The sequence below is a fragment of the Bacteroides sp. DH3716P genome (genome assembly GCF_025914115.1).
Lineage (GTDB): Bacteria > Bacteroidota > Bacteroidia > Bacteroidales > Bacteroidaceae > Bacteroides > Bacteroides ovatus.
This window is the reverse complement of record NZ_CP083673.1, coordinates 4424550-4447984: the sequence shown is the minus strand read 5'-3', so window position 1 is coordinate 4447984 and position 23435 is coordinate 4424550. Positions and strand designations below refer to the sequence as shown.

Here is a 23435-nt window from a genome sequence, read left to right as displayed (position 1 = left end):
TCTTCTTATTCTGCAGGAATGGTTACAGTAATTGTATTCTTTCCTTCATAATTCTTAATTGTACCCCACTTAGATGTAGCTTTTACTTCTACAGTATAAGTTACAGCTTCGTAGAAATGGTGAGATTTACCTTCTGCTGTAAAGGTCACCTTTCCTGTAGAAGCATCAAGAGACAGATAAGTTGACGCAGCTGCTTCTCTAAATGCAAAAGTAGGAGCTACCAGACCATAGATATTAAGAGGATTAGTAACCGAACTTGCAAATCCATTGCTTCCTGTTCCTGCTACCACAGCACCATCCTTCCACATAGTCTTGCCTGCTAAATCATTCCAAGCAAAGCCTGTTGAAACATTATATTCTACTGACTTGTCAGATAAAGAAAGAGTCGTTGCAGTCGGAGCAACCCAAGTTCCACTAATATCTTTCACTTCAACAATACCTTCAATCGTATCCTCTACTTTACCATTATAGCTAGCTTTAATAGTAAACTTAACTACAGCAGGTACAGTTTTACCGCCAACAGTCATTTTACCAGTATAGAGGTCTTTGTCAAACGTAAACTTAGCTTCGTTTTCATCATAGTTAACACCAGCAATACTATTTTCTGTAATATTAGTAGTGATTACAAAAGTCCCCCCCTTAGCCAAAACAGCAGTCTTAACAGCATCAAAGTTGGAGAATATAGTAGTAAGCTTAAATTCGGAAGTAATAGCAGTAGCCGCTGTCTCAGAATCTTTTGTCGGAGTAAAGCCTGTACGAGTTTGATCTGAAGACCACATTTCCGACACTCTAGCCAATTTAGCCAAAGTGATAGGCTTAATCTTAACTGGAACATTTACAACAAGCGTATAGCCATCTCCTTCGAACTTAGCTGTTGCGGTATAATCACCAGCAGCTGTATTTTTAGGAATGATTAAAGTCAAGGCATTATTTGCACCATTTTCTAAGCGTATACCTGTTGTAGGAAGAAGTTCAACCAAACTCAAACTTTCATAAGCTGATGGGCGGATATTCACAGCCGGATCGTTATAAATGTCAGCAACATTTAGAACTACTCTCTCCTCTGCAGCAACTGCTGTTTCATTAGTCCAGTCACGTTCTACCAAAGCATACGCATGTATAAGTTCATCAATAGTACGTGTTACTTTTACAGTTCCTAACTTTTTAGGATTATCAGAACTAGTTTCCAAATAGAAACCTGGAGCCGTTACTTTAGCCATAACATTAGCAGTTTTATCCAAAGAAGCAATCAGACCGGATGTTTTTAGACTAACGCTACCTGCAGTAGAAACTTCAAATAGATTTGCATCTGTTCCAGTCAAGCTATAAGTCGTCGCAAAGATATTCTCTACATTCAGTTCTTCTAATGTTTTTGTAAATGCTGTGCTTCCACTTGCAGTTGTTGTATATGAAACCGTCAAAGTTCCAACTCCTGAATAATCAACCGGTTGGGGAGCATCATAGATAATCTCGCCTGCTTTCTCTGTTACTACCTCATAATAAGCAGTCTTCAGATAATAACTAGACTGTATCACTGCGATATAATCAGAATTAACATTTGTCGGAGTCAATCCTTCTTTACCTTCCGCATCTTTTGTGCTTACAATATTCAAAGATATCGCATGGCTCTTTTCGCTTGAAGTTGTTAATGATACTGTAAGAACACCAGCTTCACAGTTCTTCACTTCTACGGCAAACGGTTCAGCAGCACGAGTCCAGTTACGTTCTTCAGCATTTAACTTGATTTCGTAGTTTTTATTGAAATCCTCCAATGTCATAGCAGCAGAAGCCGGAGAAATACGGAATTGCAATTCTTTTGCATCTGCACTCTTCGCTGCAACAACATAAGAAGATGAGGTTGAAGTTTTCTTAGCATACAAAGTATAGAAATCTACGCTACGATCTATGCTTGTAGGAATATATACTACACTCTGAATCATACCTTTAATAGCAACACCCAGTTTTGCAAGGTCATCTTCTAACGTATCTATACGGCTATTTACAGTCGTCAGTTCTGCTGAAACAATCGCCTTGACTTTTTCACTGAATTCTGCGCTTGCATAAAGACCGGAAAGAGTCGTTTTAAGAGATTTCACCTCTGCAATAACGGCTTCTACACTCTCGAAACCATTTTCTACCGCTTTATCTTCCAATGCTGTTTGATAGTCTTCCAGCGCAGTCAGTTTAGCAAGGATACCAGTTTTATCAGCATTAATAGCAGCATACAATTCTTTAATAACATCTGCTACAGTTGCATCCTCTCCGGCAAGAGCAGCAACTTCCTTCATACTGCCAAAGTCTGCAAGAACCTTTGTTTGAATAGCATCATTTATTGCAGCGGCAATCTCCCCATCTTCTCCCAAAGCTGTGGCAATTTCATCACTGATAAGTCCTGACAGTTTTGCAGATTCAACGTAGTTCTTCAGCTCTTCTTTTGTAGCGAAATTGACTTTTAAACCATCCAATTCCTCTTTAAGGGCTTCCAGCTTTACAATTCTTGCTGTCAAACCATCAATATCAGACTTTTGAAGTTTCTTCAGTGCTTCTAAATCATTCTTAGCTGTTGCCAAGTCTTTTGTCAGCTGGTCGACCGTTGCCTTATCAGCAGTCTTTGACAATTTGTCCTCCAAATCAGTAATTTTCAGACCCAAATCTTTAATTTGAGAATCCTTATTCTCCAATTTTGTCTTTAAATCAGCCAACTGACTTTCCAAAGCACTTTTAGCCACATTAATGGCAGTTTGCATGTCTCCCACGCTTACAGGATTGTTTGACTTGATCTGGTCAATTTGTTCCTGTACACTTTTTATGTCATCATCATAGTCCTTACAACCTACATAGGTGACAGTAGAAAGCGCCAACGCCCCGAAGAACATCACTTTTACAAATTTTCTTTTCATAACTACTTAAAAATTACATTAATAATATATTATTAAACACTAAGTTTCAANGAAGAACATCACTTTTACAAATTTTCTTTTCATAACTACTTAAAAATTACATTAATAATATATTATTAAACACTAAGTTTCAATAATAGCACAACCCGTTACTCTGTAGGTAACAGAGAAACCTTTGTGCCTGCTCTTCTGGAGTAGTCGATACTGAAAAATGATACCAAATGTGATGAAATTTTTTTACCCCTGCTTCTGAAAGGCAGTAGAGGGGAAGGAAATCTTTTGCAAAATTTAGAAGTTAACAAAGCCCTAATACAAAGAATCCGCGTGTTTTATTTGTCCTAGTTCTACTTTTGAATGCTTTATTAGAAAAAATGTGTGATTTCGTTTGGTTGTTTTAAGAAATATGCTCATATTTGCATCGATATTCATTCCCGTTACCTACAGAGTAACAGAATAATTTTCAAGCACTTACACCTGTCACTGAACGCTTTACAAAATCGAGAACTTGCTTATTTGCTTCATCAATTTTCTTATTCCTGAAAGGCTTCAGATAAGTTTCAGTGACGGTGATAGACGAATGTCCCATCGCTTCGGAAATAATACCCGGATGGATTTCACAATAATAAGCCGTCGTAGCCCAGGTATGACGGGCAGTGTATGAACTAAGTTTATCTCCCAATCCGAGCAATTCACCCAATAACATCAGCTGTTGGTTAAAACTACGTAATGCAAGCTGATATTCGCGATAGGCTTCTTTAGTTCCTTCCCGACTTCTCAACAATGGAAATAAATAAGGAGAAGAAGAATCACGATTCATGTATTTCTTTACCAAAGCCATTGCTTCCGGAGTCAATGTCACCGACAATGGTCGCCCGGTTTTACGTCTGCGATACGTTATTACATTACCGCGCAAATCACTCTTACGCAAATAAGCAAGATCGACAAACGGCATACCACGAAGCGAAAACATCAGGATGAATAGCTCCTGCGCCTGATATACCGCTAATGGTACACCCGATGCACGAGATAATTTAGCAAACACCTTCTTCATATCGTCATCACCCAACGCACGTTTATGGTCAGCCCGCGTTCCGGTATAAACAGAACGAAATAAATGAGGAACATAAGGAGCCTTCTGAAGATCGACCGCACGATTGTAAACCGCACGAAAGGTCCGTAAATAGGTGGAAACGGTGTTCCAACTACATCCACGACTGCGAAGATATACTTCGAACCCTTTCAACCACTCCGAAGTCACCTCACTAAAAACAAAATCATTTTTCCCACGATAAGCAATGATGGCATTCAGACTACTACGATAGACATGTGCAGTCCCAAAGTTTCCCTCCATCTGTAACCCAGTGGCTACCTGCTTCATAAATGCTAGTACTTTCAACATCTCATAATTTATTAATAATTTAGACGATAAATATACGAGTATTATCCCATCAATGGAAATACCCCGCATGAACAAACAAAGGAAATAGCTAAGATGTTCCAAAGACAAAAGAGCACGAAAAGCCCGGACTTTCACAAGCCCGGGCTTTCTATACTCTCAAAACATCTCCTTAATCTATAGGGAAATAAGAGACTAGCAAATTGGTTCTAGTGCAAATAAGAAGATGTAATGAGACAAAAAAAAGGGATACCTGTGGGAAATAAGGGAGGTATCCCTTCCAAGAGACAAACATTTGAGAAAACATACTTTCACAAGCATAATTTTCAGTCTATCTCTTAGCATATTTCTTTTTAAAGGATTTATTATCCTATATTACAACTTGTAAAGAGAAGGCATCTTAAGTCTAAGAAGAATTAGGATGCCCTCAATTACAAATCCTTTAATCCTGATTACTTATTTACTTTTACGTAGATTGATACAGATTTAGTTCTGCCCCACTTATCAAGAATATTAACATTTACTTTACAAGTAGGAGGAGTTAGGATTACGGCACCCTCCTTCTTAGATATAACAACTTTCTTTGGATCATCAGTAAGATTACCATCGTTCTTCGCCAAATAAGTTGTAGCGTCATCATCTGCTAATACAACTGAAACAGACTCTATTCTGTTATCGCTGAATTCATAGGAATTACCACGAGCATCTATTCTCTTGAAATCTTTAGCTGATATTTCTACAGTATTTCCTTCGATTATGAACGGATTTGCTTCTGTTCCTATAATTTTCTTATCTACTTCTTTGGTATATTCGAAAGTACCTTCAAAGATTTCTGATAGTATTGTCAAATTGAATCTATCAGTAATAGCTTTCAAACGAGAATTTCCGAATGGTGCATAAGACACAGTAATATAACGACCAGTATAAGCACCACCCCAATTTTCATCAGTTGCTGGCTTAGAAACATAAGGGAAAACTTTAATTTTTGAATTCTTTGTTGGTTGTGGGAGAGTCTCATCCAACCATGCAGGAGCAAACTGCTTTTTACCACTTACCACTCTAGAAGGTTTCTCTTCAGTGAATGTAATAGTATTCTGTTTATCCGCTGATATAGAACCTTCTTTATATAGGGTGTAAAGATCGAAGCCAATCTTTGTATCAGCAGTAGCAGCAAGAACTGCAGTAGTCGGTACTGTACCATAAGCCTTGGCATTATCACCATCAAAGTAAGCAGTTGCACGTTTAAATGTGAACAATTTATCATTCTGCTGATCTACAGTAATCTTGAATGTAGTTTCATACAAAAAGTCATTACCCAAACCTGCTTGGGAATCCTTATTTTTGAATTTAACTGTAGCAGTATGAGATACGGCAGCCACATTTTCTTCGTCAAATGTAGCTTGGATTACAAATTTAGTAATTTTAGCTATATCAGCTTCACTTGTTCCTGATACAGGCTTTCCGTCTTTATCCAGACCTACCAATTTTAACTGAATACTACCATCCATATAAGACTGAACCACCTTTCCATTGATCATTGCCTTATCATCAGTATAAGCAATAGTCGCAACTATTGGGTCTGACAGTTTAATTTGTCCTTTAATCTCATCTACTGAAGGACCTACTATTTCAGAAGTAGCTGTCTTATTGCTAGCATCTACGACCCAAGTCATATCTTTGATTTCAGCTTTCTTAGACACATAAGTAAACGTCAATTCAACTTCAGGATCTTGAGTACTTCCATCAACAAGAAGACAGTGAATCTTAACTTTCACCTGACCCTCCTTATTTGCTAGAATTGTATTCTTCTCTTTATCAAATTTTGCATCAGCTTTTTTAGCTTCTTCATCAGTTACCTCATAATAATAAGCTACCACCTTATCCAATTCACTACCAAACAATTCATCCAAATTATAGGTAGTTTGGTAAGGCATAGGTTCAGGAGCAGTAAAATTAACATCCGGTATATTTTGGCTGCTAGCCTTAATTTTCACACCATACTGGGAAATGATTTCATTACCCCATGCATCTTTTGTTGTAAGCGCATAAGCAGTTTCAGCACTTTCCAAAGCTGTCAATTCGTCCTTAGTCAATCCGTCTACAAACTTCAGAGTCAAATCGTATACACCTTTATTTGCTGTAGGCTCTTTTTCCGGATCCGCTGCACGAGTCAAAGCATCTATACTAAAATTATCTGCTATATTTGCAACAGCAAAATTAGTATTACCCTTAGAGTCCGTCAAGCCTATTTCATAAGCTTGAATATCTGCTGCTTTCAAGTTTACAGGATTAATCAATGCATGAATCTTGCTGCCACCTCTAGCAACAAGCAAATCCCCTTTCTTCTTGAAAGTTTTGTTTCCATTAAACACAATATCTTTGCCAGCTATGCTATAATATAAAGTAGTTTCAGCCTCTGTAGAACCAACATCAACAGAACCATCGCCTTTTATACCAAGCACACTCATACTAGTGATACGAGCCGATTTCGGCATAGAAACCGTTTCCCATTCTTTAGTCTCCTTATTGAAAATATTCAATATCCAAACCAATGGATTACTAGCATCAGCAGCTACATAAATATCAGTAGCAGCTTTAATTTTTGTCTCTACAGGTTTTTTAGTTTCAGCATCCCAAACCATCCAGAATCCATTTTCTGAAATTTGAGGTGCATATCCGTCTTCTCCTTTACCACCCGGAGATCCTGCAGCGCCCGGTTTGCCATCAGCACCTTTCTTTCCTTCTGCACAAATACCAAGATCATTATCATTGACAATCCAGTTCTTTGTTACCGGATCAATCTTAATAGTCGTTGGTGTAGCATCCTTACCGCTTGTAATAGAATAACTTTTATTATCATTAAAAGTTATCTTAAATCCATCGGTAATTTGTTCAACATTGGTAACCCATTTACCTTCTTTCACAAAATTCTGCAACTCGGCTATACTAGCTTTGTTTGCGTCAATCTGTGTTTGCAGATTGTCGATGTCATCATCGTAGTCTTTACAGCCTACATAGGTGACAGTAGAAAGTGCCAGCGCCCCGAAGAACATCACTTTTACAAATTTTCTTTTCATAACTACTTAAAAATTACATTAATAATATATTATTAAACACTAAGTTTCAANGAAGAACATCACTTTTACAAATTTTCTTTTCATAACTACTTAAAAATTACATTAATAATATATTATTAAACACTAAGTTTCAATAATAGACTGCCCGTTACTTTGTAGGTAACGGAGAAACCTTTGCGCCTGCTCTTCGGGAGTAGTCAATACTGAAAAATAATACGATATGCAATGAAACTTTTTTACCCCTGCTTCTGAAAGGCAGTAGAGGGAAGGAGATCTTTTGCAAAAATTTAGAAGTTAACAAAGCCCTAATACAAAGAATCCGCGTGTTTTATTTGGTTAATTCCTGTTTTGAGTAGTTTATTAGAAAAAATGTATGATTTCGTTTGGTTGTTTTAAGAAATATGCTCATATTTGCACCGATATTCNGTAGTTTATTAGAAAAAATGTATGATTTCGTTTGGTTGTTTTAAGAAATATGCTCATATTTGCACCGATATTCATTCCCGTTACCTACAAAGTAACAGAGTAATTTTCAAGCGCTTACACCTACAACAGAGCGTTTCACGAAGTCAAGAACTTGTTTATTTGCTTCATCAATTTTCTTACTTCGGAAAGGTTTCAGATAGGTTTCAGTGACGGTGATAGACGAATGTCCCATCGCTTCGGAGATAATGCCCGGATGGATTTCACAATAATAAGCTGTCGTAGCCCAGGTATGGCGGGCGGTGTACGAGCTCAACTTATCGGATAATCCCAATAATTCACCTAGCAACATCAACTGTTGGTTAAAGCTGCGCAATGCCAACTGATATTCGCGATACGCCTCTTTGGTTCCTTCACGGCTTTTCAACAATGGAAACAAATAAGGAGAAGAAGGATCACGATTCATATACTTCTTCACCAGGATCATCGCTTCGGGAGTCAATGTCACTGACAATGGCCGTCCTGTCTTACGTCTGCGATACGTTATTACGTTATCACGCAAATCACTCTTACGCAAATAAGCGAGATCCACAAATGGCATACCACGAAGCGAAAACATCAGAATAAATAACTCTTGCGCCTGATATACCGCTAATGGCACACCGGACGTACGAGACAATTTTGCAAATACCTTTTTCATATCTTCATCGCCCAATGCACGTTTATGGTCGGCACGAGTACCGGTATAAACAGAACGGAACAGATGAGGTACATAAGAAGCTTTCCGAAGATCAACGGCACGATTGTAAACCGCACGAAACGTGCGCAAATAAGTGGAAACGGTGTTCCAACTGCAACCACGACTGCGAAGATATACTTCAAATCCCTTTAACCACTCCGGACTCACTTCATCAAAGGTGAAGTCCACTTTCCCACTATAAGCAATGATGGCATTCAGACTGCTACGATAGACGTGCGCAGTACCGAAGTTTCCCTCCACCTGTAGCCCGTTAGCTACCTGCTTCATAAATGTTAATACTTTCAACATCTCACTTTTATTAATAAATTTGATTCTAAATATACGAAGTATTCTCATTACTAAGAATACGTTGACCAAACAAAATATAAAGCAAGGATGTTTTGAAAAGATCAATTTGCAGAATAGATTGATAATAAAAAGAACGAGGGTACCCTTTTCGGACACCCTCGTTTTCATATTCATTCAGCGAAAGCCGGAATTACATCATTCCGCCCATGCCCCCCATTCCGGGAGCGCCCATCGGCATTTCTGGCTTATCTTCCTTCTTTTCTACAATTACACATTCAGTAGTCAGGAACATACCAGCGATAGAAGCTGCATTTTCCAAAGCTACACGAGCAACCTTAGCAGGATCTACTACACCGGCAGCGTGCAAGTTTTCGTAAACGTCCGTGCGGGCATTGTAACCGAAATCACCTTTTCCTTCACGTACTTTCTGAACAACTACTGCACCTTCTTTACCAGCGTTAGCAACAATCTCGCGAAGCGGTTCTTCGATGGCGCGTTTGATGATACCAATACCAGTTGTTTCATCGGCATTATCACCCTTCATTCCTTCCAAAGAATCAATAGCACGGATATAAGCTACACCACCACCCGGGATGATACCTTCTTCGATAGCAGCACGAGTTGCACGCAAAGCATCGTCCACACGGTCTTTCTTTTCTTTCATTTCTACTTCAGAAGCAGCACCTACATAGAGAACAGCTACACCACCTGACAATTTAGCCAGACGTTCCTGCAATTTCTCACGGTCATAGTCAGACTTAGTTGCTACAATTTGTGCTTTGATCTGTTCGCAACGTTCCTTGATGCTATCTTTGTTACCTGCACCGTTTACAACAGTTGTATAGTCTTTAGTAACTGTAACTTTGTCAGCAGTACCCAACATTTCGATGGTAGCCTGTTCCAGTTTCAAACCTTTTTCTTCGCTGATAACAACACCACCTGTCAGGATAGCGATATCTTCCAGCATTTCTTTACGACGGTCACCGAAGCCCGGAGCTTTCACAGCACAGATCTTCAATTGAGAACGCAGACGGTTTACTACCAATGTAGTCAACGCTTCGCTATCTACATCTTCTGCAATTACCAACAGAGGACGACCAGTCTGTACAGCAGGTTCGAGGATAGGCAAGAAATCTTTCAGGTTAGAAATCTTCTTGTCATAGATCAGGATGTAAGGTTTCTCCATCTCACATTCCATCTTTTCCGTATTTGTCACGAAGTAAGCAGACAAATAACCACGGTCGAACTGCATACCTTCTACTACACCGATAGTAGTGTCTGTTCCTTTTGCTTCTTCGATAGTAATCACACCGTCTTTAGAAACTTTACGCATAGCGTCAGCAATCAATTTACCGATTACCGGATCATTGTTTGCAGATACAGTGGCAACCTGTTCGATCTTGTCATAGTTGTCACCTACAGTTTCAGCCTGATCCTTGATTGATTCTACCACTTTGGCAACGGCCTTGTCGATACCACGTTTGATATCCATCGGGCTAGCACCGGCAGTTACGTTCTTCAAACCTTCAGCTACGATAGCTTGTGCAAGAACGGTTGCAGTAGTTGTACCGTCACCGGCATCGTCACCTGTCTTAGAAGCAACTTCTTTTACCAACTGTGCACCAGTGTTCTGGTAAGCATCTGCCAATTCGATTTCTTTTGCTACTGTCACACCGTCTTTTGTGATGTGCGGAGCACCGAATTTCTTCTCAATGATAACGTTACGTCCTTTCGGGCCCAGAGTTACTTTTACTGCATTTGCCAAAGCATCGACACCTTTTTTCAATTGGTCACGGGCATCGATATTGAATAATATTTCTTTTGCCATCTCTTTATTTACTATTTAAAGATTTACTATTTACTATTATTAATTAACCCAAAACAGCGAGAACATCGCTCTGACGCATAATCAGATATTTAGTACCTTCAACGTCAAGTTCTGTTCCGGCATATTTACCATAAAGAACTGTATCGCCTACTTTCAATACCATTTCTTCGTCTTTCGTACCGTGACCTATTGCCACAACTTCACCCTTCAAAGGTTTTTCTTTTGCTGTATCAGGGATAATGATACCACCAATTGTTTTTTCTTCTGCAGGTGCAGGGAGGATAAGCACTCTGTCTGCTAATGGTTTAATGTTCATAGTTACTTGTTATATTTTAGTTATACATTTAATAGTAGATGTTACCCGCCATTTTTCAGGCGGAACGCTAAAGTTATTGCGAAAAGCGTGCCAAAGTAAATAAATGATTCTTTGTCAGAAATAGACTGACAAAATGACTGACAACTTGCATTGTATGGCAAAAAAGTATATTTGTCACCTACTTTTTAAACAAAACAAAAGGATTATTCCTTATAATGACGTATATTCGTAAACGAACCATCAAATGCACTGTATAAATAATATGAATGGAATAGCATCCGGCCTCATCATCGCCTCTTGCGTCTTCTACTCCTGCACTTCGCGTACAGGAGAGATTTCTCCTGTACACGAACAACAAACAGACTCGCTGTCACAGGATACAATAGTTCAACCCGAGGTTAAACCTGTTAATAAAAAACTCACGGCAGAGCAGATAGAAATCTCCAAAGATTTATTGTATGACCAATACACATTGGAAGATACCTATCCTTATAAAGACACTACCCGGCAGTTTCAGTGGGATAAAATCAAAGAACGGCTGGCATTACTCGAAAATATACAGTTGCAGCCTTCCACCTGGGCCATTCTCCAGAATTACAAAAACAGAAATGGAGAAGCACCACTTGTGAGAAGTTTCAAAAGAAACGCTTACGGACGAGTGGCAGATACTCTTGGCATAGAACGTTACCAATCCGTTCCGCTTTATCTATTGACTGACACATTAGTACCCGAACGTTACGGACAGGATGGGGAATTAACCCGTTTTATCGAAGATGGAGAGAAATTCATAAAAGCAGAGCCAATGTTTACCGGAGATGAATGGATGATTCCTAAAAAATATGTCAAAGTAATCGGAGATACGATTGTTTTTAACAAAGCTGTTTTCGTAGACCGCCACAATCAGAATATCGCTTCTCTTGAACGTAGCGGAAAAGGGCAATGGGTGGTTCGCAGTATGAATCCTTCCACTACGGGACGTCATCTGCCCCCGTATGCACAGGAAACTCCTTTAGGAATGTTTGTTTTACAAGAAAAGAAAGTGAAAATGGTATTTCTAAAAGACGGCTCGAAAGAAACGGGAGGTTATGCTCCTTATGCGAGTCGTTTCACGGACGGGGCCTATATTCACGGAGTACCGGTCAATGCTCCCCGCAAGACGCAGATAGAATATAGTCCGTCGTTGGGAACTACTCCACGCTCACACATGTGCGTGCGGAATGCAACTTCCCATGCCAAGTTTATCTATGACTGGGCCCCCGTAAATGAAACTATTATTTTTGTATTGGAATAACCGTTGAACAAATCAGCATCGCCATTCCCTGATTCTTATTATCTATCTTATGAAATATGGTTAGAAAACATATTCTCTATAAGGAGGAAACTTACTTTCTTCCTTGGGAAAAGTTGCTTTTCCCTTATCCCAAACTATAACTGCAAGTTCCGGTTATAAAACTGCAACTTTCAGTTATGTAATCAAAAGTTTCAGTTATATAATCAGAACTTGTGGTTATAGTTTATCTTATACTCTAAACAAGTTTTCTCCCTATGCAAAAGAAGTTGGCATAGGATGAAAAGAAACTTACCTATACGTACTTGAGAGAGAAAACAAAGAGGTCCGAACTCTTCAGTCCAGACCTCCAATTATAAAAAGGGATTTCTTTATCCCAGATGATCTCTTATCAATCAAATATCTTCTTTCTTTTATTTTCTCCGGTTTCACTCAACCCATACTTTGCCCTCGTTATATTCTGAATTATCTCTCTCTGTACACTTTCCAATGCACTTATTTCTTTTTGTAATAACTCCAAGGCAGAACCTTTCTGCAATAAATAAGACCGTTCAGTATATTTTATATAAGAAGTCGGAATCTCCTGCTTCTTTTCTTTATAATAGGCAATCGCATATCGCAAAGCTTCCGATCTATATTTGCAGACAGCCTTTCGTTCGGCATAGTACAAATCTTTATAAGCATTCTCTTCACTTCTCAACTTTTTCCAGAATGCGGAAAAGGCTGTTGATACAGCATCTTTCTCTTCCTTGGTTACCGCTTCCTTTTGCTTCTTCACCAGATCTTTATATTCTTTGTATGTATTTAAAAACTTATCCAGTTCCTCTTTACTGGCTTTATGTTCCAGACGATAAGTCTCCAAAGAAGCAGGACGCTCATATTCGACAACCTGTTGCAGATAAGGCAAATCATTCCAACTTATATATTTATTGTTTGCTTCACAATAATCTGCGTAAGCAGCTGCAAGCTGCCAACTATATTCTTTTGTCTTTTGACTCAATTCCTCGTTGATGGCGGACAAGTTCTTTTCCATCTCTTTCAAGTCCTGTGCTAATACCGCTTGCATACTTCCCCATCCGGAGAGAAACAAACAAAGCATACTCCATAAAACTGTTTTCATAATAAGATGATTTAAATTTTCTCCAAAGTTATTGTTTCTCTACAGAATTCCAAACACAATTACAGATTTGCGATATATTTCCATAATGGAGCAGCATTCAGCGCTTGCATAATTTCGTTCTTATCGAGCAGACTTCTCACCTCTTCCAATGTGAGCAGATGGACGGTGATATCTTCAGTAGCTTCCAGATGCTGATGGTCTATCAGTTCCACGTCTGTGGCAAGAAAGCAGTAAGTCAGATTGGTATGAGTGCTCGGATTAGCGGAAATCACCATATACTCTTGCCAGTTTCCTTTTCCGTAGCCCGTTTCTTCCCACAATTCACGCTGGGCGGACACCAACGGCGAAGCATCTTCCTTCTCGCAGACACCGGCACAGAGTTCATAACAAGTTCGTTCGATTCCCGGACGGTACTGGCGGACAAAAACGAATTGACCATCTTTGGTAATGGCAATGGTATTTACCCAGTCGGGATACTCAAGGATATAATACTCGGGGATATGATTCCCATTGGGAAGTAACATATCTTCGCAACGCACAGTCAGCCATGGACGGCGAAATAGATATTTGCTACTTACCGTTTTCCAGGCTTTATTCTTCTCTTCCATAAGATTTGTTTTTCTCCCGGCAAAAATACGAATTCCTCCGGATTATCCTACCTTTCGGTTGCTTGTTTTTATTCGTCTGTGTCGATACAAGTGATCTCTATCTCATGTATCTGCTCCAAGTATTTTTTGGTAGAGCTTACCAAAGAACTTCCCATGTAGAATAAAAACATCAGGCTGATAATAACCATCAATGCACCAATCATGGCAAAACGACTGCGCTGTTCAAAAATACTGCTATTCATAACTCTGCCTCCTCTTATTTTTTGTCCACTACAAAGATAACACGCGAGGGCTACAAAAAAGTTACAAGAATGTTTCAAAAAACTTAAATATTGAAATTCTGTTCGTATCTTTGCACCAACTAACTAACAACCTCTTTATTACAATATGGCATTTACGAATAATATTATGATTGTCCGGCATAAACTGCTGGCAGACCTTGTTAGACTCTGGAAAAACGACGAATTAGTGGAAAAGATAGACCGGCTTCCGATTGAGTTGAGTCCACGAAAATCGAAACCCCTAGGACGGTGTTGCGTACATAAAGAACGCGCAGTGTGGAGATACAAGACTTTTCCCCTGATGGGACTGGATATGACAGACGAACACGACGAAGTTACCCCACTTTCCGAATATGCACGATTGGCATTGAGTCGTCCCGAACCAGACAAGGAAAATATCATGTGCGTCATCGACGAGGCCTGTTCTTCCTGTGTACAGATCAATTATGAAATAACCAACCTTTGTCGCGGATGCGTGGCACGTAGTTGTTACATGAACTGCCCTAAAGATGCGATACGTTTCAAGAAAAACGGTCAGGCAATGATTGACCATGACACATGTGTCAGTTGCGGTATTTGTCACAAGAGTTGTCCTTATCACGCTATTGTATATATTCCCGTACCTTGTGAAGAGTCTTGTCCGGTAAAAGCTATCAGCAAAGATGAACACGGCATAGAGCACATTGATGAAAGCAAGTGTATCTACTGTGGAAAATGCATGAATGCTTGTCCGTTCGGGGCTATCTTCGAAATCTCGCAAACGTTCGATGTATTGCAACGCATCCGTAAAGGGGAAAAGATGGTAGCCATCATCGCCCCGTCTATTTTGGGACAGTTTAAGACTTCTATCGGACAAGTGTACGGTGCTTTCAAGGAAATTGGATTTACTGATGTGATCGAAGTGGCCGAAGGTGCTATGGCAACCACCAGTAATGAAGCACACGAGTTACTGGAGAAACTGGAAGAGGGACAGAAGTTTATGACTACTTCCTGTTGCTCTTCTTATATCGAACTGGTAGAGAAACATATTCCGGATATGAAACCTTATGTTTCTACCACCGGATCACCGATGTACTACGCTGCACGGATTGCCAAAGAGAAGCATCCGGATGCTAAGGTTGTATTTGTCGGTCCTTGTGTAGCTAAACGAAAAGAAGTACGTCGTGACGAAGCGGTGGATTATATTCTGACGTTCGAAGAAATCGGTTCAATTCTCGATGGACTGGGTATTGAACTGGAACAGGTACAGGAGTTCTCTGTATTACATACGTCTGTTCGCGAAGCACATGGATTTGCACAGGCAGGTGGTGTGATGGGAGCCGTCAAAGCTTATCTGAAAGAGGAAGCGGAGAAAATTAATGCGATACAAGTGTCGGACATCAATAAAAAAAATATCGCTCTGCTGCGTGCCTGCGCCAAGACAGGAAAGGCTGCGGGACAGTTTATTGAAGTGATGGCATGCGAAGGAGGATGTATCACCGGACCGAGTACGCATAACGACATTGTTTCGGGACGTCGCCAACTGGCACAAGAGCTGCTCAAACGGAAAGAGAGCTATGAAACAATGGATCGATAAACTACGACAGGAAAGAACACTGACACCGGAAGAGTTCCGGCAACTGTTGACCGGATGTGACGCAGAAATTCTGCGTTACATCAATAAACAGGCGCAGGAAGTCGCACTCCTCCACTTCGGAAATAAGATTTATATCCGCGGACTGATTGAAATCAGTAACTGCTGCCGGAACAACTGTTATTACTGTGGTATCCGAAAAGGGAATCCGAATATCGAACGTTACCGGTTAAGCCGAGAGAGTATACTGAACTGTTGCAAACAGGGCTATGAACTGGGATTCCGCACCTTTGTATTACAAGGAGGAGAAGATCCTGCACTAACAAACGATCAGATAGAAATGACTGTTGCCCGTATCAGACAGGAGTATCCGGATTGTGCTATTACGCTGTCACTCGGTGAAAAATCACGTGAGGCATACGAACGTTTCTTCCGTGCCGGAGCCAACCGTTATCTGTTACGTCACGAAACTTATAATGAGTTGCATTACCGGCAACTGCATCCAGCGGAAATGTCCGGCAAACGACGCCTGCAATGTTTAGCGGATTTGAAAGAGATCGGTTATCAGACAGGAACCGGAATTATGGTCGGCAGTCCGGGACAAACAGTAGAGCATATCATTGAGGATCTATTGTTTATAGAAAAGCTACGCCCGGAAATGATTGGCATCGGGCCTTTCCTGCCCCATCATGATACACCTTTTGCCGAATATCCCAGCGGAACGGCGGAACAGACGATTCTTCTATTATCCATTTTCCGCCTGATGCATCCGTCCGCATTGATTCCGGCAACAACAGCCCTTGCCACTCTCATTCCTGATGGCAGGGAACGGGGTATTTTAGCAGGTGCGAATGTGGTTATGCCTAACTTGTCTCCTCGAGAGGAACGGAGAAAATATGAATTATATAATGACAAAGCTTCACTCGGAGCGGAATCTGCCGAAGGGCTGGCTGCCTTACAAAAGCAATTGAAGACCATCGGCTACGAGATTTCTACCGAAAGAGGCGACTTTAAGTACACTACAGAGAATATATGATATACCAAAAAGATTCATCAAAAGCAGAAGAGTTTATCCATCATGAGGAGATTCTGGATACGCTGGAATATGCGCAGAACAATAAGGATAACCGTGTCCTGATTGAACAACTGATTGAAAAAGCGGCTTTGTGCAAGGGACTGACGCACCGGGAAGCGGCTATTCTGCTGGAATGTAACCAACCTGACCTGATAGAACGTATCTTTCATCTCGCCAAAGAAATCAAACAGAAGTTTTATGGCAACCGTATCGTCATGTTCGCACCGCTTTATTTGTCGAACTATTGCGTAAATGGTTGCGTATATTGTCCGTATCATGCTAAAAACAAGACGATTGTACGCAAGAAACTGACGCAGGAGGAAATTCGCAGGGAAGTGATTGCTTTGCAGGACATGGGACATAAGCGGCTCGCTCTTGAAGCGGGTGAGCATCCGTCACTAAATCCGATAGAATACATTCTTGAATCTATTCAGACGATTTACAGTATCAAACATAAAAATGGAGCAATCCGCCGGGTAAACGTAAATATCGCAGCTACTACAGTAGAAAATTATCGCCAATTAAAAGAAGCGGGTATCGGTACGTATATCTTATTCCAGGAGACTTATCACAAGAACAACTACGAAGCACTTCATCCCACCGGTCCGAAAAGCAATTATGCCTATCACACCGAAGCAATGGACCGTGCCATGGAAGGGGGAATCGATGATGTAGGTATTGGTGTGCTTTTCGGTTTGAATACTTATCGGTATGATTTTATCGGATTGTTAATGCATGCCGAACATCTGGAAGCCAAATTTGGCGTAGGTCCTCATACAATCAGTGTGCCGCGTATCTGTTCGGCGGATGACATTAATGCCGGAGATTTTCCGAATTCAATTTCCGATGAGATATTCAGTAAGATTGTAGCTGTTATCCGAATTGCCGTTCCTTATACTGGAATGATTATTTCCACACGTGAATCACAAGAATCACGCAAGAAGGTACTCGAATTGGGTATCTCACAAATCAGCGGCGGCTCACGTACCAGTGTAGGCGGATATGCTGAAACGGAATTACCCGATCATAATTCCGCGCAATTTGACGTAAGCGATACCCGGACATTAGACGAAGTGGTCAACTGGTTGCTCGAACTCGGATATATCCCCAGCTTCTGTACTGCCTGTTACCGGGAAGGACGGACAGGCGACCGTTTCATGTCATTAGTGAAATCCGGTCAGATAGCCAACTGTTGCGGACCGAATGCCCTGATGACTCTGAAAGAGTATCTGGAAGATTATGCTTCCGAAGATACCCGCCAGAAAGGATTAGAATTGATTCTAAAAGAAACAGACCGAATCCCTAACCCTAAAATCAGGGAAATAGCTATCCGAAACCTCAAAGCCATAGCCGCAGGGCAAAGAGATTTTAGATTTTAAATCATACGCCAATGTGCTAATATGTCGATGTGCCAATTGGCTGCGCATGAATTAACAAATTGATAAATTAGTAATTATGAGCTTAACAGATACTCCAAGTGCAAGCAGACTTCATATAGCCTTTTTCGGTAGACGAAACAGTGGTAAGTCTTCTCTCATCAATGCATTGACAGGACAAGATACCGCCCTCGTTTCAGATACTCCGGGAACAACTACCGACCTTGTATCCAAAGCTATGGAAATTCAAGGTATTGGTCCGTGTTTGTTTATAGATACTCCGGGGTTCGATGATGAGGGAGAACTTGGAGAGCTGCGTATCAGCCGGACTTTAAAGGCTATTGAGAAAACAGATATTGCATTGCTGCTATGTGGAGATACTTTTTCTCATGAAAAAGAGATGCTGGCACTATTGAAAGAGAAGAATATCCCTGTCATTCCGGTACTGAATAAAATAGATATACGAGAGAACAGTGATAGCTTGGCCACGTATATTGAGGAAGAATGTAAAATACGCCCATTACTTATCAGCGCCAAAGAAAAGACAGGAATTGAACAGATCCGGCAAGCCATTCTCGAAAAGCTACCCTCGGACTTCGGTCAACAGAGTATCACCGGGGAACTTGTGACAGAAAACGACCTTGTACTTCTGGTTATGCCGCAGGATATTCAAGCTCCAAAAGGCAGACTGATTTTACCACAAGTGCAGACTATCCGTGAATTGTTGGACAAAAAATGTCTCGTAGTGACTTGCACCACTGACAAGTTTCCGGCAACCCTGCAAGCCCTTGCCCGTCCTCCGAAGTTAATCATCACCGATTCACAAGTTTTCAAAGCGATCTATGAACAGAAACCAAAGGAAAGTGAACTGACTTCTTTTTCTGTACTTTTCGCAGGTTATAAGGGGGATATTCACTATTATGTAGAAAGTGCAACTGCGATTGAAAGGCTGACGGAATCGTCACGTGTACTGATAGCGGAGGCTTGTACGCACGCTCCCCTTTCCGAAGATATAGGAAGAGTGAAACTCCCCCGTTTGTTACGGAAACGAATTGGAGAGAATCTGCAAATTGATATGGTAGCCGGAACTGACTTTCCACAAGATCTGACTCCTTATTCGCTGGTAATCCATTGCGGAGCATGTATGTTCAATCGTAAATACGTACTTAGCCGCATCGAACGTGCACGGGAGCAACACATTCCTATGACGAATTATGGAGTAGCGATTGCTTTCCTCAATGGAATACTAGATCAAATAAAGTATTAAATCCCGGTCAAAAAGAAAGAGTCCGGTGCAATACCGAACTCTCGCAATATACAGTAAATTATTAACTGCTCAACTTTTGGGATGCAGTTAATAATTTTATAATTTCAATTCATCGCTGCTTATTTCTTCACAGTAGCAATCAGCTCCTCTGCTGAAACAAGATTCTGTTCTCCTGTCTCCATATTCTTCAGCATTGCTTTGCCTTCGTTCATTTCATTCTCACCGACAATAGCTACAAACGGAATATTCTTTGTATTGGCATAGCTCATCTGTTTCTTCATCTTGGCTGCATCCGGGAAAATCTCGGCACGGATACCGGCAGCACGCACTTTCGACAGAATTCCCATAGAGAATGCAGCTTCCTTTTCGCCGAAGTTGATGAATAGAAGTTCTGTTCCATTTACAGCTTCTTTCGGATAAAGTTCAAGTTGGTTCAATACGTCGAAGATACGGTCTGCACCAAAAGAGATACCCACTCCGGACACTCCTGCCATACCGAATACTCCGGTCAGGTTATCATAACGGCCACCACCAGTGATACTGCCAATCTGTACATCCAGTGCTTTCACTTCAAAGATAGCTCCTGTATAATAGTTCAGTCCGCGAGCTAAAGTAAGATCAAGCTCTATTTCATTCTTCAAGCCCATTGTTTCCAATGTATTCAGAATAAATTCACTCTCTTCCACTCCCTTCAGCCCTACTTCACTGGCTGATAACACATTCTTCAGTGTTGCCAATTTCTCCGCATTCGTACCACTAAGAAGAATGATCGGCTGCAACTTGGCAATAGCCTCATCACTGATTCCCTTCTCTTTCAGTTCGGCATTTACATTATCCAGACCGATTTTATCCAGTTTGTCAATTGCTACGGTAATATCTACAATCTTATCCGATTCGCCTATAATTTCAGCAATACCGGAAAGAATCTTGCGGTTGTTAATCTTAATACATACACGAATATTGAAACGACTAAAAACGGTATCGACAATCTGCATCAATTCCACTTCGTTCAATAACGAATCGCTTCCTACAACATCGGCATCACATTGATAAAATTCGCGATAACGTCCTTTCTGCGGGCGGTCGGCACGCCATACCGGTTGAATCTGATAGCGTTTGAACGGGAAAGTGATCTCATCACGATGCATCACTACATAACGGGCAAAAGGCACTGTCAAGTCGTAACGCAAACCTTTCTCACAGAATTTGCTTGCCAGTTTGGCAGCATTACGGCTTAACAATTCTTCGTCAGTAATCCCGGAAAAGTAATCTCCAGAGTTCTGAATCTTAAAGAGTAGTTTATCTCCCTCATCGCCGTACTTTCCCATCAATGTAGAAAGCATCTCCATCGAAGGAGTCTCTATCTGCTGGAATCCATACAAATGATATACGTCACGAATCGTATTGAATATATAATTACGCTTCGCCATTTCTACCGGCGAAAAGTCACGAGTTCCTTTAGGAATACTTGGTTTTGCTGCCATAATATTACTGTTTATAATTTTAATTGCGCAAATTTACTGCAAATTTCCGAGCAATACTTACATATATTTGAAAAAATCACCCGTATTGTGTCCATCCCCTATCAATATCGTAAAGAAACACTCAAGTAAGACCCTAAACAATACAAAAAATCCTCCATAGTCTTCGGAAAGACTGCGGAGAATCTTTTTATATTCTATGGAGAGAAGTTAATAAACGTACTTTTCTCCCTTTTTCATTTCTTAGTCTCTTCTACCCATGAAGATCATGATGTAGTATACCAATGTAGCCAGTGAGCCTAATGCAGCAACTACATACGTATAAGCAGCAGAACGAAGAGCATCTTCAGCCTGTGCATGATTGTACGAATTAGTAATGCCGGATGAACTCAACCAGACCAACGCACGTTTACTTGCATTGATTTCCACCGGCAGCGTGATAAAGCTGAACAATGTAGTCATAGCAAACAGGATAATACCTGCCAGCAATAACTGCGGGAAAGAGTTTATCAACAAGATACCACCCAACAATACCCACGTCATAATGGAAGAGGCAAAGTTTACCACCGGAACCAGCGCACTACGCATTTTCAACGGAGCATACATGCGTGCATGTTGTACAGCGTGTCCACATTCATGGGCTGCTACGGCAGCTGCCATTATACTGTTACTTTCATACACCCCTTCACTCAAATTCACCGTTTTGTTAGTAGGATTGTAGTGGTCGGTCAACCGTCCCGGCGTATGTGTAACCTGTACGTCATAAATTCCATTGTCATGCAACATTTTTAAAGCAACGTCGCGTCCTGTCATTCCATTTCCTGTAGGAATCTTAGAGTACTTCTTGAATTTGTTTTGCAAATTCATCTGTACCAACCAACTTACAACAGCGATTCCTATAAATAATACCCAATAAGACATCATATACTTTTCAATTTTAATTATTACTCTATATCTTTATAAACAAATTGTTTGCCAAAAATAAGGGGAAACGTTCAATGTCAGAATAGTTTCCCCTTGCTTTTATGAAGAATTAGCTAAAAATTAGTCAATTGTCAGTTCTACCACATAGTCAATATCTTTCGGAACCTCGGCGAATTCGAGCAAAACACCGGCTTTCGTCTTTGTGAAACGAACCGGAGACTGGTCTTTAAACAAGACTGCCTTCTTGACCTTCTTATCTGACAACGGCAGGAACAAAGCCGCATCTTTCAGGTCGAGAATATGCACATAGAGTTTATTTCCTTTTTGTGTTGTCACTCCCCAATCATGTGGAGCAACTGCACCGCTTCGTGTTCCATAAATCGTTTCACCATATTGTTTCATCCACTCTCCCATCTCTGCCAAGCGTTGTACAGCTACCGCAGGAAGTTCCCCATCGGGTTGAGGGCCGATATTCATCAAAAGATTGGCATTCTTACCGGCTGCCTTCACCAGATAGTGAATCAATGTCTTTGTTGATTTATAATTCTGATCGGTAATCTTATATCCCCACATACCATTCATTGTTTCACAAGTTTCCAACGGCAGACGACTCACCTCCTGTCCGGAAAGTCCCGAAGCATTCTCACCCGGCAGATCGCGTTCGAAAATCTGAATATCTTCTCCATCAAAAGGCGTCTGATGATGATTATTACCCACCAGACACCCCGGTTGGAGTTTGTGAATCAGAGCATACTGTTCCGGTAATTCCCAGTTAAAAGTTTTGGGCTGATCCCACCATCCGTCAAACCAAATAGCACCTATCGGACCGTAATTCGTCAGCAATTCTGTCAACTGGTTATTCATAAATTGATAATAACTTTTCCAATCTCCTTTCGAGTTCAAGCGACCTGTGCCCTGTCCTGTACGTCCCCAGGGATAGTCCTCGCGCGCCCAGTCAAGATGTGAATAATAAAAATGGAGCTTGATGCCCTGCTTGGCACAGGCTGCTGCCAGCTCTTTCACAATATCTCTTTTAAAAGGAGTAGCTTTGACTACGTTATAATCCGAATACTTAGTGTCAAACATAGAAAAACCTTCATGATGACGGGTAGTAAAACAGATATATTTGGCTCCCGAAGCTTTAATAGCCTCCACCCATTTATCCGCGTCAAACTTGGAAGGATAAAATCCGCCTGCCAGTTTGGCATACTCTTTATAATTCAGATTATTGTTTGTCATAGTCCACTCACCGGTAGCGAGCATAGCGTATAGCCCCCAATGAAGAAAAATACCAAACTTATTATCCTGAAATTCCTGCCGTGCTTTCAGATTCTCTTCGGTAGGCTGATAGGAGGATTGCGCAAATACTCCCAAGTTCATTACGAACAACAAAAGGAAAGTTATAAAACGTGTTTTCATAAGGCATACATTATTTTTGTGTGTTTAGGATAGAC

17 protein-coding genes are annotated in these 23435 nt (G+C 40.7%); 5 read left to right on the top strand and 12 right to left on the bottom strand.

Translation table 11 applies throughout. The features are described 5' to 3' along the window. Positions 1–5: 5 nt before the first annotated feature. The 6 genes from KQP79_RS16625 to KQP79_RS16600 all read right to left on the bottom strand — a co-directional run bounded on the left by KQP79_RS16625 (position 6) and on the right by KQP79_RS16600 (position 10988). Positions 6–2900, bottom strand: a complete 2895-nt coding sequence (locus KQP79_RS16625; protein WP_008644776.1) for a hypothetical protein — start codon at positions 2898–2900, stop codon at positions 6–8. A gap of 460 nt (positions 2901–3360) precedes the next feature. Next, on the bottom strand, positions 3361–4299 hold the full coding sequence (locus KQP79_RS16620) for a tyrosine-type recombinase/integrase (RefSeq protein ID WP_008644775.1): 939 nt from the start codon (positions 4297–4299) through the stop codon (positions 3361–3363). Between the two features lie 449 nt (positions 4300–4748). Then, entirely contained in the window at positions 4749–7373 is a 2625-nt protein-coding gene (locus KQP79_RS16615; RefSeq protein WP_004321643.1) for a PL29 family lyase N-terminal domain-containing protein, read from the bottom strand. A 532-nt stretch (positions 7374–7905) separates the two neighbouring features. Beyond that, positions 7906–8844 (bottom strand): tyrosine-type recombinase/integrase, encoded by a 939-nt coding sequence (locus KQP79_RS16610; RefSeq protein ID WP_004307167.1) that lies wholly within the window; start codon positions 8842–8844, stop codon positions 7906–7908. Positions 8845–9034: 190 nt separating this feature from the next. Continuing rightward, entirely contained in the window at positions 9035–10672 is a 1638-nt protein-coding gene (groL, locus tag KQP79_RS16605; RefSeq protein ID WP_004301061.1) for a chaperonin GroEL, read from the bottom strand. Positions 10673–10715: 43 nt separating this feature from the next. Beyond that, positions 10716–10988 (bottom strand): co-chaperone GroES, encoded by a 273-nt coding sequence (locus KQP79_RS16600; RefSeq protein ID WP_004301062.1) that lies wholly within the window; start codon positions 10986–10988, stop codon positions 10716–10718. Between the two features lie 244 nt (positions 10989–11232). On the opposite strand from KQP79_RS16600, the gene KQP79_RS16595 reads away from it, so the two are divergent. Next, complete coding sequence (locus KQP79_RS16595; protein ID WP_004307170.1) at positions 11233–12279, top strand: L,D-transpeptidase; 1047 nt, start codon at positions 11233–11235, stop codon at positions 12277–12279. 388 nt (positions 12280–12667) lie between these two features. Here the strand turns inward: KQP79_RS16595 and KQP79_RS16590 are convergent, their stop codons facing one another. The 3 genes from KQP79_RS16590 to KQP79_RS16580 all read right to left on the bottom strand — a co-directional run bounded on the left by KQP79_RS16590 (position 12668) and on the right by KQP79_RS16580 (position 14246). Then, a complete protein-coding gene (locus KQP79_RS16590) occupies positions 12668–13396 on the bottom strand; it encodes a DUF5039 family protein (protein WP_004321648.1) in 729 nt (242 codons plus the stop codon). A 59-nt stretch (positions 13397–13455) separates the two neighbouring features. Then, the gene (locus tag KQP79_RS16585) at positions 13456–14004 is read right to left on the bottom strand and encodes an NUDIX hydrolase (protein WP_004301068.1); all 549 of its coding nucleotides are present in this window, start codon (positions 14002–14004) and stop codon (positions 13456–13458) included. A gap of 68 nt (positions 14005–14072) precedes the next feature. After that, the gene (locus tag KQP79_RS16580) at positions 14073–14246 is read right to left on the bottom strand and encodes a hypothetical protein (RefSeq protein WP_004301069.1); all 174 of its coding nucleotides are present in this window, start codon (positions 14244–14246) and stop codon (positions 14073–14075) included. Positions 14247–14391: 145 nt separating this feature from the next. Here KQP79_RS16580 and KQP79_RS16575 point away from each other — a divergent pair, with 145 nt between their 5' ends. From KQP79_RS16575 to hydF, 4 genes are all read left to right on the top strand, one after another. Next, positions 14392–15861 carry a 4Fe-4S dicluster domain-containing protein gene (locus KQP79_RS16575; RefSeq protein WP_032842246.1) on the top strand — a complete coding sequence of 490 codons (1470 nt, stop codon included), beginning with the start codon at positions 14392–14394 and terminating at the stop codon, positions 15859–15861. Further along, positions 15842–16894: a [FeFe] hydrogenase H-cluster radical SAM maturase HydE gene (hydE, locus tag KQP79_RS16570; RefSeq protein ID WP_004311776.1), complete on the top strand. Its 1053-nt coding sequence runs from the start codon at positions 15842–15844 to the stop codon at positions 16892–16894. The genes KQP79_RS16575 and hydE overlap by 20 nt, the downstream gene beginning before the upstream one ends. Further along, the gene (gene hydG, locus KQP79_RS16565; RefSeq protein WP_004311777.1) at positions 16891–18312 is read left to right on the top strand and encodes a [FeFe] hydrogenase H-cluster radical SAM maturase HydG; all 1422 of its coding nucleotides are present in this window, start codon (positions 16891–16893) and stop codon (positions 18310–18312) included. Before hydE ends, hydG begins: the two co-directional genes overlap by 4 nt. A 76-nt stretch (positions 18313–18388) precedes the next feature. Beyond that, positions 18389–19576, top strand: a complete 1188-nt coding sequence (gene hydF / locus KQP79_RS16560) for a [FeFe] hydrogenase H-cluster maturation GTPase HydF (RefSeq protein ID WP_004311778.1) — start codon at positions 18389–18391, stop codon at positions 19574–19576. Between the two features lie 119 nt (positions 19577–19695). Here hydF and hisS read toward each other — a convergent pair whose 3' ends face one another. The 3 genes from hisS to KQP79_RS16545 form a co-directional block, all read right to left on the bottom strand. Then, on the bottom strand, positions 19696–21060 hold the full coding sequence (hisS, locus tag KQP79_RS16555; protein ID WP_008644770.1) for a histidine--tRNA ligase: 1365 nt from the start codon (positions 21058–21060) through the stop codon (positions 19696–19698). 240 nt (positions 21061–21300) lie between these two features. Then, the gene (locus tag KQP79_RS16550) at positions 21301–21981 is read right to left on the bottom strand and encodes a zinc metallopeptidase (protein WP_004301089.1); all 681 of its coding nucleotides are present in this window, start codon (positions 21979–21981) and stop codon (positions 21301–21303) included. A gap of 120 nt (positions 21982–22101) precedes the next feature. Then, positions 22102–23400, bottom strand: a complete 1299-nt coding sequence (locus KQP79_RS16545) for an alpha-L-fucosidase (protein ID WP_008644769.1) — start codon at positions 23398–23400, stop codon at positions 22102–22104. Between the last annotated feature and the right edge of the window lie 35 nt (positions 23401–23435).